This is a genomic window from Paenibacillus sp. J22R3, from assembly GCF_056269305.1.
Map to the genome: position 1 here is coordinate 489,451 of NZ_JBWDNS010000002.1, position 12,853 is coordinate 502,303.

At 46.0% G+C, this 12,853-nt stretch carries 12 protein-coding genes; 9 read left to right on the forward strand and 3 right to left on the reverse strand.

The features are described from left to right. Positions 1-83 precede the first annotated feature (83 nt). The 6 genes from AC0YN4_RS10390 (at position 84) to AC0YN4_RS10415 (ending at position 5,930) form a co-directional block, all read left to right on the forward strand. On the forward strand, positions 84-1,469 hold the full coding sequence (locus AC0YN4_RS10390; protein ID WP_475781395.1) for an FAD-dependent oxidoreductase: 1,386 nt from the start codon (positions 84-86) through the stop codon (positions 1,467-1,469). 533 nt (positions 1,470-2,002) lie between these two features. Then, complete coding sequence (gene trxB, locus AC0YN4_RS10395; RefSeq protein ID WP_475781396.1) at positions 2,003-2,932, forward strand: thioredoxin-disulfide reductase; 930 nt, start codon at positions 2,003-2,005, stop codon at positions 2,930-2,932. A 25-nt stretch (positions 2,933-2,957) separates the two neighbouring features. After that, a complete protein-coding gene (locus AC0YN4_RS10400; RefSeq protein ID WP_475835748.1) occupies positions 2,958-3,275 on the forward strand; it encodes a thioredoxin family protein in 318 nt (105 codons plus the stop codon). Between the two features lie 26 nt (positions 3,276-3,301). Next, entirely contained in the window at positions 3,302-3,853 is a 552-nt protein-coding gene (locus tag AC0YN4_RS10405; RefSeq protein ID WP_475836097.1) for a pyridoxamine 5'-phosphate oxidase family protein, read from the forward strand. Between the two features lie 29 nt (positions 3,854-3,882). Beyond that, a complete protein-coding gene (locus tag AC0YN4_RS10410; protein WP_475835749.1) occupies positions 3,883-4,362 on the forward strand; it encodes a DinB family protein in 480 nt (159 codons plus the stop codon). A gap of 257 nt (positions 4,363-4,619) precedes the next feature. Next, a complete protein-coding gene (locus tag AC0YN4_RS10415; RefSeq protein WP_475781400.1) occupies positions 4,620-5,930 on the forward strand; it encodes an epoxide hydrolase family protein in 1,311 nt (436 codons plus the stop codon). A 101-nt stretch (positions 5,931-6,031) separates the two neighbouring features. On the opposite strand, the gene AC0YN4_RS10420 is transcribed toward AC0YN4_RS10415, so the two are convergent. Genes AC0YN4_RS10420 through AC0YN4_RS10430 form a run of 3 tightly spaced genes read right to left on the reverse strand, consistent with a single transcriptional unit; the run spans position 6,032 to position 9,751 of the window. Beyond that, positions 6,032-7,135, reverse strand: a complete 1,104-nt coding sequence (locus AC0YN4_RS10420) for a GerAB/ArcD/ProY family transporter (protein WP_475781401.1) — start codon at positions 7,133-7,135, stop codon at positions 6,032-6,034. Positions 7,136-7,142: 7 nt separating this feature from the next. Then, positions 7,143-8,291, reverse strand: a complete 1,149-nt coding sequence (locus AC0YN4_RS10425; protein ID WP_475781402.1) for a Ger(x)C family spore germination protein — start codon at positions 8,289-8,291, stop codon at positions 7,143-7,145. 11 nt (positions 8,292-8,302) lie between these two features. Continuing rightward, positions 8,303-9,751 (reverse strand): spore germination protein, encoded by a 1,449-nt coding sequence (locus AC0YN4_RS10430; protein ID WP_475781403.1) that lies wholly within the window; start codon positions 9,749-9,751, stop codon positions 8,303-8,305. Between the two features lie 388 nt (positions 9,752-10,139). Between AC0YN4_RS10430 and AC0YN4_RS10435 the strand changes: the two genes are divergently transcribed. The 3 genes from AC0YN4_RS10435 (at position 10,140) to AC0YN4_RS10445 (ending at position 12,617) form a co-directional block, all read left to right on the forward strand. Next, positions 10,140-10,484, forward strand: a complete 345-nt coding sequence (locus AC0YN4_RS10435; protein WP_475781404.1) for a YojF family protein — start codon at positions 10,140-10,142, stop codon at positions 10,482-10,484. Between the two features lie 24 nt (positions 10,485-10,508). Beyond that, positions 10,509-11,168, forward strand: a complete 660-nt coding sequence (gene bshB2 / locus AC0YN4_RS10440) for a bacillithiol biosynthesis deacetylase BshB2 (protein ID WP_475835750.1) — start codon at positions 10,509-10,511, stop codon at positions 11,166-11,168. A gap of 495 nt (positions 11,169-11,663) precedes the next feature. Then, on the forward strand, positions 11,664-12,617 hold the full coding sequence (locus tag AC0YN4_RS10445) for a hypothetical protein (protein ID WP_475835751.1): 954 nt from the start codon (positions 11,664-11,666) through the stop codon (positions 12,615-12,617). The last annotated feature ends 236 nt before the right edge of the window (positions 12,618-12,853 follow it).

A 12,853-nucleotide genomic window follows, 5' to 3' on the forward strand; every position in this document is an offset into this window, starting at 1 on the left:
GGGGAGCGGGAGGGTGACCGTGCTGCAGAAGGAAATGAAGGAAATTTGTTGAATACCATCGTTAAATTCTCATGGAGGGGACGGTGAAGGTAAAGATGACTCGTCAACTAGGAGCACATGCAATCGTTATAGGTTCCGGTATAGCCGGACTGTGTTCAGCCCAAGTGTTATGTCGTTACTTTGAAGAAGTTACCCTACTGGAGAGAGGTGCAGAGCCTCACGATAAACAACCCAGAAAGGAAGTCCCTCAAGGCTATCATCTTCATGCTTTACTCAAGGGAGGGGAACAAGCACTGGAGCGGCTGTTTCCCGGTATCGTTCAGGCCATGATGGAAGATGGTTCGACCGGTATCAATGGATCCAAAGATCTGAACTGGTTTCATCACGGGGTATGGAAGAAGAGATTTGAAGGGGATATCGTGGTCCATCTTCAAAGTCGCCCCTTCCTGGAAAATCATATTCGACTTCAAGTGGAGAAAAACACGAATTTGCGCATCCGATATAACAAGCTGGCGTTGGCACCTTTATACGATGAGAAGAAGAATACGATCTTTGGCGTACAGGTAACAGAAGCAGATTCGTCTCTGTCGACGTCTCTCTATGCGGATTTGGTCATCGATGCGAGCGGGTATGGCTCAAGATTTCATCCATGGTTTCAAACCCATCAATTCCATGATCCCGAAGAGAAGGTTAGAATAGACCTCTGTTATGTTAGTCAAATCTATCAATTAGATGCTGCCGATCGGGATTGGTCCACTCTATTGGTGTATCCTTCTGCGCCCATTGAAAGAAACGGAGGAGCGGTTTGCCGTATAGAGGGCAATCGTCATATTTTCACATTATTTGGCTACGATAGTGAGCTGGCACATGCCAATCTTAACGAGGCCGAGAGCTTCATTGCCTTTACGAAGAAGCTGCCGCACGCGAAGATTTACAATGAGCTTCAAGGAGCAACACCACTCTCTGAAGTCAAAGTACATAAGGTCCCCTATATCGTGCGTCATCATTATGAGAAGGTCAATAATCTCCCGCAAGGATTCTTGTTTATCGGTGATGCGTTCTGCCGATTTGACCCCGTCTTCGGACAAGGCATGTCGGTAGCTGCTATGGAAGCGTTGGCGTTAGAAGAGTGTCTCGCGCGAGAATGGAAAGATAGAGCGAGAAGGAAAGAAACATCGACGACAAGCATTTCAGCCCAATTGACCAAGCGATTCTATAGAAGAATAGCCAGGGTCATAGACCCCGTCTGGAAAATAACGATAGTAGAGGATTTTCGTTATCCCCACGTGGTGGGAAAGAAGCCATTCGGACTCTCCTTGCTTCAATGGTATACCGGCCGTATCTTTCACCGTTCCTCGCAAAATACCGATGTTTATCATGCGTTTATCCATGTCATGAACTTGTTGCGCCCGGTAAGGACGTTGTTTTCTCCATCGATGCTTTATAGAATATTGCGAAAAGGTGGTTGATTGCAACCAGTTATGATACAAGTCTTCGAACGGAATTCCTGACAACAGCTGCTTGTTTATGCCTTTCAAAATAGTCTTCGCCTAAGTCTACCTACATTTCTTTTCTAGATAGCAAATAGTAAGCGATACTCAACATGCATGAGTAACTATATTAGCGGCTCGTTTCCTGCCTTTTTTAGCGAGTGCTCGGCCATATGCCCGCGCTCTCATTATGACCAGGAACTAAAGCCGCCAAGGTGAAATCGCCTGAAGATTAGTTTCCGCCATAAATTCGTCCCATAACATAGTGCCTCAACTCCTTTCCTATAGATGTTGGGCATTTTCTAGTAACAATTAAAACCACATTTAACCAGTTACTTGTCAACCGTAAAGGTTCATGATACAGTATGTCGAGTAACCATCATAACAAATTTAAGTGGTTACGTTTCAAGAGGCGAATTCATTCGTTCTACACTATACAAGACAAATACTGTGTGAAGCCATAACTTCGCTGTTCATTTAGTTACACATTATTCGAAGGAGGAATTCACATAATGTATAAGACAATCGTAATAGGAACAGGTCCTGCAGGATTAACCGCCGCTATTTATTTAGCGCGTGCCAATCTGGAGCCTCTTGTCATTGAAGGTCCCGAACCAGGAGGGCAGTTGACCACCACAACAGAAGTTGAAAACTTTCCGGGGTTTCCGGATGGAATTATGGGACCAGAACTAATGGCTAACATGCGCAAGCAAGCAGAGCGCTTTGGTGCTAAATTTCGTACAGGCTGGGTCAACAGTGTCGACTTATCCAATCGTCCATTTAAGCTCTCACTTGAAGGCGGAGAAGAACTTGTAACGCAAACCTTGGTGCTTTCGACCGGCGCTTCGTCTAAATATCTGGGTATTCCCGGCGAGAAAGAAAATGTTGGGCGTGGTGTTAGCACCTGTGCCACTTGCGATGGTTTCTTCTTCCGTGGGAAAAAGATTATCGTTGTAGGAGGTGGTGACTCTGCTATGGAGGAAGCGCATTTCCTTACGAAATTTGCTTCCGAGGTACGAATTGTCAATCGCCGCGAGGAGCTTAGAGCTTCGAAAATTATGCAGGGCCGTGCTCGCAATAACGGTAAAATTACGTGGAGCCTGAACAAAACGCCGCTTGAAGTAGTCTCGGGCAGCAATGGAGTAAATGGCTTGAAAGTAAGTAATAATACGACTGGTGAGGAAGAAATTATTGAGACGGATGGCATCTTCGTTACCATCGGTCATACGCCGAATACTAAATTCCTAAACGGACAATTGGAACTTGATCAAGTCGGTTATCTAGTTGTAAAACCAGGAACTTCCGAAACTAGCATCCCGGGCGTGTTTGCATGCGGAGATGTCCAGGACAACAAATATCGTCAGGCGATTACGGCTGCAGGCACCGGTGCAATGGCAGCAATCGATGTTGAGAAATTTTTTGAATATAACGAAATCCATTAATTCACTGAGAGGGGAACGTATAAACATGGAACGTATTCAAACCCAACAGCAGTTTCAAGAGAAAATCAGCGGTGAAGGCTACACGATCATGAAGTTTGATGCAACCTGGTGTCATGATTGTAAAAATTTAGAATTATTTATCGGTGATATTATTAACGAACATTCGGATAAGCAATTCTATGCGGTAGATTCCGAACAATTCGAAGGCCTTGCTGAAAAGTATGACGTCAGAGGCATTCCAAGCTTGCTGGTATTTAAGAATGGTGAGAAATTAGCGCATCTACACAGCAAATTTGCCAAGACCCCTGCACAAATCAGAGAGTACTTGGATACAATCAATTGATTTGTAACTGAAAGGCGATGAATACGATGTTTCCACTTCGCAATGTGAAACGCAACGCAACGAATGCCGACAAAATCCAGCACTTTCTTAATCAAGCCCAAATTGGATTTCTCGGCCTATCTTCAGAAGATGTCCCATATGTTATTCCACTCAATTTCGCTTGGCTGGACAATGCCATTTACTTTCATGGGGCGGAAGAAGGAAGAAAAATCGCTTATATCGAGCAAAACCCTCGAGCCTGTTTCACCATCAGTGAAAATTACGGAACGATTACGAGTCCGATACCTGCTAAAACGGATACTGCCTTTATGAGCGTGATCATTGAAGGTTCCTTGGAATACGTAACCGATTTAGACGAAGCGACTGCCGCTATGCAGATTATGCTGGACAAATATGTGCCAGGCTATTATGATCGTTCGCTGGGGCGGACTCATTTGGATCGATACGTTTCCCCGCTAGGCAGCAAAACCGCCATCTTTAAATTAAGCGCGGTCTCCTTGGCGGCCAAAGAGAAGGAAGAAATCCCGGATCGCATGTTCTATGAAGGTAGAACCGTTCAGAACGACCGAGTGAAATAAATCAAAATACAAAACAAGGAGTGATACAATTGACATCAACTATCTTCGAAGATTTGGACAATATTAGAGCTGCAACGCTGAAGGCTTTGGAAGGCGTAACTGAGGAACTCGCGGATCGTATCCCCACTGGTTTCCGCAATAATATCCGTTGGCACCTTGGTCACATCTATTTCGTTACGGAGTTCTTGGCACTATCGCAGCTGAATATCACGATGCATGTGCCTGAAGGGTTTACTGATCGGTTCGTTTCCGGAAAATCACCGTTGGACATGTACCCTGATTCGCTTCCTAATCCGACATTGCCAGAACTGAAAACCCTGCTAACGGAACAACTGGTGAGAATCCGCAAGCAGTATCCAATGGAGCGATTGAACGAAAGTGTAGCTGCAATTAACACGTCCACGGAACTCGCTCTGGTAACGCCAGAGCAATCGCTCCGATATAACCTGTACCATGAAGGATTGCACGCAGGAGTCCTTTCCACCTATAAAAGATTATTGTCCCAATAATAGAAAAAAGATGATTAGCCTCTTTGATGAGAGGGTTTATATAAATTGTTGGAAAATAAAAAGGTGCAATCACTTCCAAACAAGAAGGGTTTGCACCTTTTTTCTTTGACTATCTGCAAGGTTATTCCCGCACGACACCCCTTCTAAATCACCGCATCAGTTTTTTTATTTTTTAATAGAGGGATAATTATTCTGCTTTGTTAGAAAATTATTGATAAGGACCAACCAATAGCTTTTTGAAAGGAGCGTTACTACAATTGCATATAATCAGCACCAAGCTCTGGTTCCGTTTGGTCGTTCTTTTGGCCTTATCCCTGGCATTGACGACGTTCGGCGCGATGGCCAAAACGGTTAGCGCGATTTCATATGGAGGTCCACATGAATCCGAGGAGGATTCGAAAGCCATTCGACCGTTTCAGGTGCATATACCGGAGGCGGATCTTACCGATTTGCATAGGCGTATACTTGCGACAAGATGGCCGGACAAAGAAACGGTGTCGGATCAATCGCAAGGAACGCAGCTATCAACGATGAAGAACTTGGCCCATTATTGGGCAAACGATTACGATTGGCGCAAATTTGAGGACAAGCTGAACGCTCTGCCGATGTTCGTCACCAATATCGATGGGGAGGACATTCAGTTCATTCACGTCCGATCGAAGCATGAAAACGCGATGCCAATCATCATTATGCACGGATGGCCAGGCTCAATTGTAGAGAAGCTGAAGCTAATCGACCCACTGATCAATCCCACGGCCTATGGCGGGAAGGCATCAGACGCATTTGATGTCGTCATTCCTTCGATGCCTGGCTTTGGGTTTTCAGGCAAACCGACCACGACCGGTTGGGGTCCAGACCGCATTGCTCGTGCTTATGGAGATCTGATGAATCGTCTTGGTTACAAGAAGTATGTGGCGTCAGGCGGAGACTGGGGCGCCATTATAGCAGAAGTAATGGCTGTCCAACAACCTAGTGGACTGATCGGCATTCACACCAACTTGCCTTTCGTCGTTCCCTCCGATATCGAGAAGGCGATTCAAGCTGGCAAGGGTTGCCCGCCTGATCTAACAGGCGAAGAAAAACGTGCATGCGAACAGCTGGACTTCTTTTACAAGCATGTTGGATACGCCTTGATGATGGGTACTCGTCCGCAGACGCTTACGGGACTCGCGGATTCGCCAATCGGTATGGCAGCCTTTATGCTGGACCATGACGCGAAAAGTTTGGAGATGATTACTAAGGCTTTCAATGGACAACCTGAGGGCCTTTCCCGGGACGATGTCCTAGACAATATTACGCTCTATTGGTTGACGAATACGCCGATTTCTTCCGCTCGCCTCTACTGGGAGAATAAATATCCGTTCTTTGGCACCTATGGTGTAAAACTTCCCGTTGCTGTGAGCGTGTTTCCCGATGAGGTCTACGAAGCGCCGAAGAGCTGGACCCAAAAGGCGTATCCGAATCTCATCTATTACAATAAGCTCGATAAAGGCGGACACTTCGCGGCGTGGGAGCAGCCAATGCTCTATGTGGATGAACTACGCAATGGACTCAGGTCGCTGCGCTAACTTGCTGATCGCATTCCCACTGATTTCCGTAATCATATCCGTTGGCTATCGCATCGCATAACCGGTTCCGATGGTTAGGGCGAAGACGGCGATCAGAATTGTCATGCCGAGCCGTCCTTCTTCATCAGCCGACCGTTATTTCTCCATTTGGCCGTGACGATGAAGAGTGTTGGAAAAACTACGGCGAATAAGGAATAGTATTCGAACAAATATTTTTTTACCCAATCGAGAAGTTCGATTATATTCATAAACAGCAACGAATAGGCGGAAATGATCCACACCATTGGATAAATCACAACGTTTCGCTTCTCAATTTTGAACAACTGACAAACGCCAGAAACGGCGCAATAAAATAGTATGCACAGCTTCATACATACAACCAGCACGATATTTACGGCCAGAATCGCTTCCAAATGCTCAATGAAGCCGGTAAATCTCATTTCGCGGAATATCGAAAAGATGGGGTAAACCAATTTCTGGCCGCGATACACACCAAGAACCCCAATCGAAATAAAAACGCACCCCGTCAACATTAAGCCAGAGAAAGCGATTCCCGTAATAAACGAGATTTTCACTTTCCCCTGCACGAACGGAATGAACATCAAGAACGCCACTGTCTCCATAAAGGGGAACGCCAACACGTATCGGGTTTGAATAATGACATCGCTAAGCTGGAAAGGGTAGGAGACGTGAAAATAACGCCAATTCCACTCCCGCAGCATGATGACTATCGGAACCCAAAACGCCAAATAGAGGTAAGGCACCAGAAGTTCGTTCACCATGGCGATTGATTCAATCCCCTTCGACACGGCGTACGCACTGACGAGCAAGATCATGATATGGAAAAAAGAAATAGGTGAGCGTGGCATGAGGTTAATATGCATGAAATCACCAAGTTCGCGGGTAACCCACGATGCAATTTGGATGAAAAAGATGATATACAATAAAGAGATGAAGCCGCCGGCCCACTTGCCAAATGCCTGCAAAGCGATCTCGACAAGCGTCTTTCCCGGATACAGCTTTGCAAGGTACAAGTAGCCGAAAGCAAGCACCAGCCCATACAAGGTCGCCCAAATGACGACAACCCAACCATATTGTTTTGCGCTTGAGATGATTGGGCCGGGCAGCAGAATAAATGCAGTTCCGATGACATAGACTTGCGTCATCAAATGAAACTGCCACGCGCTGAGCCGGATGGGTTTCATATGCTTTTCATCCTTCCTTGCCTTCCTTGGTATAGGGATCACTCTTGTTGCCGGTCGTCGTAACGTCAGAAGTGACCGAGAAATTCACCGACGTCTGCTTCCATGTAGCCGCAGTAGCCCCTTCATCCTGCAAGCCCAACAGATCCCAGTTATTTCGTTTTCCCAAAGCAACCATCTTCTCCGATTTGTCTGCTACGACGCGATTAAACGCCTCTTCGATCAATTGAATGTTTTGCAACGTTAACTTGGTATTCTGTGTGTTGTTCAATATGCGGAGATCAGCATGAATGAGGATGTTGAGACGGTTGGCGGATCGATGCCATTTCCGCTTCACTTGCACGTTATTCGTCTCGACGTCGACGTAACTTCCACCTACTTTAACCGTTTCTGTGAATTTCCGATATCTGGTGTTAAGGATGTGATAATAGTATTTATTATCACTGTCCAAGTGTCCCACCATGCGTCCTTTGAAGAACACCGCGCTGTCCGCAAAAAAAGAAGGTGCTTGTTCGCTGACATCAATCTGCTCCATTCTCTCCGTAGTATCCGCCGGTTTGCCGCGGTAGTGAATCATTGGTATGAGTGTCGGCAGTTGAAATTCCATTCCTGTCACGATGTCTTTGACGCGGATCGGCTCTACGCCTCCCGTAAAGGACCCCCGCGATAAAATGCGAACAAGCGAGGTGGCATGGCGTCCGGGCACCTTTTCGAGTGTCGTAAAGCTGTTCATAACGTCCTTTAGAGGGGAATCCGTTACAAACAGATAAACATTCATGCGCCATTCGGGTGTCGTTTCCAAGTAGTTAAGGATATCAATGATTCCTTGACGGGCTACCTCTTCGGATAATATATAGCACTGTAAATGTGAAGTGAACAGCAAACGCGGCATCATCGTGGACGTTTTCTGCATGAACCTGCCCAAGCTATATTCCTTGAAACGATAGGTGTAAACCGATGCCTTGGATCCGCCGCCTTGCCTGGAGGAGAGAGCCGGCGGGTTAATTACTTGGTAATAAGCGGTGTACATGCCAGTCGATGGTTCCCGGTCGATGCCGAATGTGGTGACGATTGCCAGTTCGTTGATTTCCTTCTTGTCCCAGCAGCCTGAACAGAGAAGTAAAGCGACAAGTAAGATCAAGAGCCATAATTTTCGCAATGTTCAGCCCCCTATTTTTTTCTAGAGAACATCTGAGGCGATCGTTTCATCCAGAACCGAGGAACGCGCAGGATCGTGTCTTTGAAGTCTGACAGAATCAAAGGCGCGATGGGAGACATGTACTTCACTCCGAAGGATCGCAAAGAGACTAGATGGATTAAGACAAACAACGTCCCGCACAGAATACCATATAACCCCATAAAGCCGGCCAGGAACATGAACCCGAACTGGAGGATCCGCTGCGCAACGCCAAAGCCGTAAATAGGTGACACGAAATTGGAGATGGCCGTGATCGAAACGACGATAACCATGGCTGCGGAGACAAGTCCCGCTTCGACCGTCGTCATGCCGAGTACGAGCGCGCCTACGATGGAAATTGATTGACCGGCAATCCGAGGCATTCGCAAACCGGCTTCACGTAAAATCTCGAACGTGACCATCATGATCATGGCTTCGAGGAACGCCGGGAAAGGCACAGCTTCCCGTTGTGCGGCCAGGTTGATCAAGAGCGAAGTCGGTAGCAGCTCTTGGTGGAAGGTGACTACTGCAATGTATAAAGGAGGGATGAAGATCGAGAGCATGAAAGCTAACATGCGCAACCATCGAGAAAGTGTGGCGATATCCGGCCTCTGGTAATAATCTTCCGGTGAAGAGAAGAGTTGAAAAAAAGTCACTGGACCGATCAAGGCAATCGGAGTGCCGTCGGTGAGAAGCGCTACTTGCCCGTCCAACAATTTGCCCGTAACCGCGTCCGGTCGTTCTGTCCCGATGAGTTGAGGGAACGGTGACCATGTCTTGTCTTGGATCCAATCTTCCAAATATGAGCTTTCCAGAATGCTGTCAGCTTGGATGGCCTGCAGCCGACGACGAAATTCTTCTACGACGCCAGTGGGGGCTACGTCGGGCAAATAGGTCAAATATACTTTGGTCATCGTTTTTGTTCCGATGGTCATCTCTTCAAAAACTAACTGTTCACTTTTGAGTCGTTTACGGATGAGAGCCACGTTCCGACCGATGTCTTCGACGAAACCTTCCCGTGGTCCTCGTACTGTGGCTTCCGACTGAGGCTCGGTTACACTGCGATAGTCACTACGTTTGACGTCAAAACATAGGAAAAGATTAATATGTGTTGGAATCAGCAGGCACTGGCCCTCCAGCAGCAGGCGGATGCCCTCATCGGCATCTGTCCATTCCTTGTTTTGGACGAAGGGGATGTGACGATGAAACCAGTCTAGGTCATCCATATCAAATTCCTTTTCCTCTTCAAGAGAAACGGCGGCAAGCATGGGTTTGACGACAAACTCATCCACTAGAGCCGATTCCACAATCGAGGATAGATAGAGGCAGGTGAAAGCCAAAGATCCACGGAGAGGGAACGGCCGAATGACGAAGTCAGGAGCTTCCTTCATACGATTTCGGATTTGCTCCTGCATCGGCAGAGTAACGGAAAGCTTAGGCACAGTTGAACCCTCCATTATTAGTTATATAGTGTACAACCTTCCTCTTCGATTGGAATGGAGGCAAGCATGAGTTTGATGACAAACCCATCTATAAGAGCCGATTTTATGATCGAGGATAGAATGAGGCGGGTTTAGGCACAGTTGAACCCACCATCTGGAGTTATTGTGTACAAAAATTAGAAAAATATTCCACTCAGAATATCACAAACGGAATTAAAGGAGCGTCAAGAATTACGTCAAGAATATCATCAAATTATTGAATTTATATATCTGTATCGTTTTTGATAATATAATAAATAAAGCGATTAAACGCTCTGACTCGCGGCAAGCATGATGAAGTAAAAGTTGTTGGCGATTAGGAAATACAATAGGTGTTTGGAGGAAGAACATGCAGCTCATCGACAAAACGAAAGTCCAGCAATTTATAGATATCCTTATTGATCGGGATTTATATATCCATCTCGAGATGACAACGGGAGCTTACGCCGCGCATCTGGATCGTACGAAGCATCCGGCAGCGACCTTTATTTCGAACGCCGTTATTCGTTATTCCCACGGCACGATTTCCGGGGACGGCCCATATCGCGTCGGCTTGAAGACGGAGCAAGGCTGGGTTTATTCCGAGGGGCTTACTCACTATGAAGAGACGGATTCCGAAAGGCTCATCCTTGCGGGTCATGACACCGCGGGGAAACTCGTCGTAGCATTGCAATTGAGCCGGGAACCATTCTAAGGTAAAGGGAGATTTGGAACAGATATGAAAGAAAACATACTGGTGGTGCTTCCGCATCCGGACGATGAAGCGTTCAGCTTGTCAGGGACGCTTGCGATGCATCTCGATCAAGGAACGGCAAATGTCACTTACGCTTGTTTGACTTTAGGAGAGATGGGCCGCAACATGGGAATCCCGCCTTTCGCGAGCAGGGTCACTTTACCCGCCATACGCAAGCAGGAGCTGGAAGCTTCTTGCCGTGCCATTGGAATTAAGGATCTTCGGATGCTTGGGTTTCACGATAAAATGCTCGAATTCGAGGATAAAACAAAGTTAGACGGGAGTATCGAAGCGCTCATTGAAGAGCTGAATCCTACGTTGGTCTTTACGTTTCACCCGACGCTGAGCGTTCATCCCGATCACAACGCATGCGGGGCGGCGGTAATCCGAACCATCGCCAAAATGCCTGCCGACCGCAGGCCGACCGTGCATTGCATGGCATTCGCCAACAATCACGAACAAGAAATCGGGAAGCCCGATATCATCAATGACGTCAAAGGTTACTTGAAACAGAAGATGGCGTCTATTCAAGCCCATAAGTCCCAGTTTCAAGCAGCCGAATTGTTAGGCAACAAGAAATTATCGGATGCGGAAATCCAAGGGCGCTTCGGAACGGAGCGATTCTGGACGTATCGATTCGCATAAATCAATTGTTGGAGTGTTTATAGATGCTTGTGGATGAGTTAAGAGTCGCCTGCCAAACTCTAACGGTTGTGGGAGTGGTTATTTGGACTAAAAAGTCTGAATATATTTTCTAACGGTTGCTAGCGGGCTTATTTGGAGATTTTTCGATAGAAATCAACCATTATGCATCGAATAACGATTCTCACAACCGTTAGCATTATAAAAGGTGTTCATTTCATGAAATAGCCACGCTCACAACCGTTACAGAATTGATAGGCAATAACGGGGAACCTAAGATGAAGCTGCCGGCATGATAGGCGGCTTCATTGCGTGTAGCAATCCAGCATCAATACAAATCCAAGGAGTGGACGTTGTGAGTATTGTAAAAGAGAGTGACTGCATTGAGGTGGCTGGCCACAGTGATGGAATTACAACTTGAAAACGGAAATTATACTTTACCGATTGAACAACGTGCCAAACTGAAGTGGTCCATGCACGTACTTCTAGCAATCCTTCTTGTCTGAAATCAACAATATGTACGGCGGGATGTTCGCAATCAGAATTCCGATTTCCCAATTCCCTTCTCTCAATATTGAAACGTTGTATTCCACGATTAGGGCACAATTGAAATTGCAGCCGAGTGATCTTGATTCATCTCAAGAGAATCAGTCAGGAATAGAGAAACAGGGAGAACCCAACCGGCTGATCTCGATTCTTAAATTAACGCTGTTCGTTCTCCTTTGGGGATTTGTTTATGGGATCTCGATCTATTTGCTTAAATCGAATTTCATATTAATTCCAATTTTCGGGCTTATGTTTGTTCTCTATTTCTATCAGAAGAATGTCCATGAGGAAGTCATCGTTTGGCCGATCAGGTTAGTTGTTGGGCTATTGTGTGCCTTGCAAATTTTCATTGCTATGATTACAAATCTATTTCTGACGGCATCCATTCCATTCAGCATAAGAAATCTTTATGAGATTTCTTCAGCATACATGATGTATTTGAAGGATGAACCCACTAATAATGTGCTCGTAATCGGTATGGCTGTTGGGCTTTTCGCTTATGGCACTTTTCATGGAAAAACTTTTCGGATATTTAAGGGAATGAGTAAACTCTTCATGAAGAGAGATGGTAACTTTGTATACAAGAGAGAGGGTAGAATTGTCGAAATTTTTGTAATAGACCCGGTAGACTTTCAAGATGATGAAACCAAGTTTGTGGTCTATCTCAATGAAGGGTGCTTAATTGAAAGAGAACGTAAAAGAGTGAAAGCATTATTACTACCTTTAAAAGCAATTAATGAATTATCACTTACAATTATGGGTAGTCACATCGTCCAGCATGGGGACGAACAGTATACGCGTATCGATCTCGGGGGCACTGGCTCTTATGTTCCGTACGTTTTTCCTTGTGTACTGATCTGCAGCAATAATAAGGAAGTAGAACTAATTCGGATTGAACTACCGTAGCACGAAAAAGGACCGTCACACAATCTGAAAAGCAGCTCTCGCCAGCACCTCTCTTACGCTAACGAATCGTGGAGGTCTTATTTTGGAGAAATCGGCCCTTCAATTATTCTAACGGACCACTGCGGTCTTATTTCCTCGAATTTGGCAGAAGTGCACGAGTTTTCGAGCGAATAGGACCTGTAGCGTTCGTTAGAATTTCAAATCGCTACTTTCTGATCAAATAAGGCCTGTACGGT

What these genes read in the sequence shown, in the direction of transcription:
- AC0YN4_RS10435 (WP_475781404.1), top strand. Translation starts at nt 10,140, where the DNA reads ATGCAGCTCATCGACAAAACGAAAGTCCAGCAATTTATAGATATCCTT.
- AC0YN4_RS10420 (WP_475781401.1), bottom strand. Translation starts at nt 7,135, where the DNA reads ATGAAACCCATCCGGCTCAGCGCGTGGCAGTTTCATTTGATGACGCAA.
- AC0YN4_RS10405 (WP_475836097.1), top strand. Translation starts at nt 3,302, where the DNA reads ATGTTTCCACTTCGCAATGTGAAACGCAACGCAACGAATGCCGACAAA.
- trxB (WP_475781396.1), top strand. Translation starts at nt 2,003, where the DNA reads ATGTATAAGACAATCGTAATAGGAACAGGTCCTGCAGGATTAACCGCC.
- AC0YN4_RS10400 (WP_475835748.1), top strand. Translation starts at nt 2,958, where the DNA reads ATGGAACGTATTCAAACCCAACAGCAGTTTCAAGAGAAAATCAGCGGT.
- bshB2 (WP_475835750.1), top strand. Translation starts at nt 10,509, where the DNA reads ATGAAAGAAAACATACTGGTGGTGCTTCCGCATCCGGACGATGAAGCG.